The sequence below is a fragment of the Bradyrhizobium sp. UFLA05-153 genome, from assembly GCF_054185185.1.
Map to the genome: position 1 here is coordinate 1 of NZ_JBBIAM010000300.1, position 1,947 is coordinate 1,947.

Annotated in this window: 4 protein-coding genes; all 4 read right to left on the reverse strand. The window is 58.9% G+C overall.

Going from position 1 to position 1,947, the window contains the following annotated elements:
- Positions 1-135: 135 nt before the first annotated feature.
- Positions 136-345, reverse strand: a complete 210-nt coding sequence (locus Q2941_RS51500; RefSeq protein ID WP_254112512.1) for a hypothetical protein — start codon at positions 343-345, stop codon at positions 136-138.
- A 53-nt stretch (positions 346-398) separates the two neighbouring features.
- Positions 399-869 carry a hypothetical protein gene (locus Q2941_RS51505; RefSeq protein WP_458197524.1) on the reverse strand — a complete coding sequence of 157 codons (471 nt, stop codon included), beginning with the start codon at positions 867-869 and terminating at the stop codon, positions 399-401.
- Between the two features lie 124 nt (positions 870-993).
- Positions 994-1,197, reverse strand: coding sequence for a hypothetical protein (locus tag Q2941_RS51510; RefSeq protein ID WP_371260609.1), 204 nt, complete (start codon positions 1,195-1,197; stop codon positions 994-996).
- A 421-nt stretch (positions 1,198-1,618) separates the two neighbouring features.
- Complete coding sequence (locus Q2941_RS51515; protein WP_458197525.1) at positions 1,619-1,798, reverse strand: hypothetical protein; 180 nt, start codon at positions 1,796-1,798, stop codon at positions 1,619-1,621.
- Between the last annotated feature and the right edge of the window lie 149 nt (positions 1,799-1,947).

Here is a 1,947-nt window from a genome sequence, read left to right on the forward strand (position 1 = left end):
ACGTCGGCCAGCGCAGCGACATGTCTGCGACAAGGTGCGTGGTTTGCTCCCTAAATCGCGCGGGCCGTTCGCCACATCGGGTCAAGCTGAAGAACCCGGTGTCGCCTTCGAAGGATGTGCAGAGGACTCAGTCGTTCAGAGATGAGCACGCGGCAATAGCCATCCCATGATCTTCTGATACGGATCGCGATGACTGCGGACGAATGCGTTCTCGTTCTGCTGAGCGGCGGTCCTGGCGAATTCAGAAATCCCCTCCATAGACTGCCGTTTATCCTTCGGAAGCTTCGCCCATTGGCGAATGATCTTCCGGCGGGCTTCGCGTTGCTTTTCCCTTACGTCATGCATCGGGACGCTCCTGAACAGGATTATTCCGGTCGACCTAGTATTGTTTGGGCTCACTAGAACTTCAACGTCCAATCAAGAACTCTTAGCCCAAGACCGCCAAAGCGCTCGGCATTGCCGTGCCTTCCACCTTGCTGGCACTCGCCGACGAGGTTTTCGAATAGAGTTCGCCCTTGCTGCACTGCATGAGAATCGAATGATCGCGAAATATCCAGCCCGACGGTGAGGCAGAGGGACCTCAACGGTAACCCATCGCAGACGTACACTGGCTTATTCCAGTTGAAATCCGGCCGGACATCGGCACCGCTCCTGCCGCAGGCAGAGCAGGTGAACCTAGGCTCGATGTCGGACACGCGCACCTCATCCGGCCAGCGATCGGCGCTCAGGGTCGTCCAATGGCCGCAACGGTGGTCGGCGCAATAGACCAGGACGCCGCGCACGCCCATCTCGCGCATGTCGGCGAAGGTTATCTCGACCGGGCGGTGACCAGGCGGTGTACGGTTCTCTTGGTGGACAGGTCCAACCATACCGCGATCAAAGCGGCACCGGGAGATATCGGCAAATTATCAATCTCTTGGGCGTCTGAGCGCACCAGGATTCGGAAGCTAGCCGTCTCAGGAAATCGCGCTCGATCGCATTTAGGTCCATTCGTTACTGCGTCAGGTGTACCAGAAAAGCCTCGCAGGCAGTCTCGGCTTCGGCGAAGGTCTTGAAGGGAGACCCAGCAATTTTGATTGCCGGCCTGTTCAGGTGGATGGGCCGCCACGAGGCAATGAAGCCGGGCTGTCCGTGAAGCCCGGGACCGGTACGGCTTTCATTGCTGATCACGAACGAAAATCCGCCGATGCTCGCCATCCATATTTCGAGCTCGTCCCGTGAGGTATCAACGCGAGTAAAGTGCAGGGCCAAATCACCCCCCACATTCTTACTCGTCATAAAGTGTCACGGGTGCAGGCCGGGCGCATTTACCTGCGTAAATTCCTGACGATCGCACAAAGGCGCAACCGCCAGCGCCTGGCAGCGCACGCGTGCGGCTGACGCGGTGACGGAGAGACAGGCCCGCCGGTACGTGCTGGCGGGCCTTTAACGTAACTGAATTACATTTCTAAGCTTTCCGTCGATCATCGAGACATGGCAGCAGACGATGACAAACGGGAAGCGCCGCCCCCCGATCCTTCGCGCTCAGCAGAGGCCTTGCAGGTTATTGAGGAGTACGCTGGCGACCTGCGGGAGATCATCAGGAAGCTTCGTCGGAAGCTGAATTGAGGCCGCGCATTCACCTCACGAGTCGATGGGCCTTCGTTCGCTTGCGGTGCGGCGGGACCTCCGGGCTTGGCTTCCATCTGTTCAGCGCGCGCGCGTGCTTGATGCCGGCGCCGAACTCCTCGCCGCTGGCCTTCAGCGTGTAGAGGAAAGGCGCGTTGATCTTCTCGATATAGATGCGACCGCCTTGCACGGGCTCGATGCTAGTGGCGATCTCGACCAGCTTCCGTGCTGCGGCTTCCGAGTTGGCGAAGGGACGTTCGGTGGGTGATTTCTGTCACAGATAAAAAATCCGTCCTCAGGCATCTACACGAGCAGTGAGGCACTGGCTCGCTTCGAGCC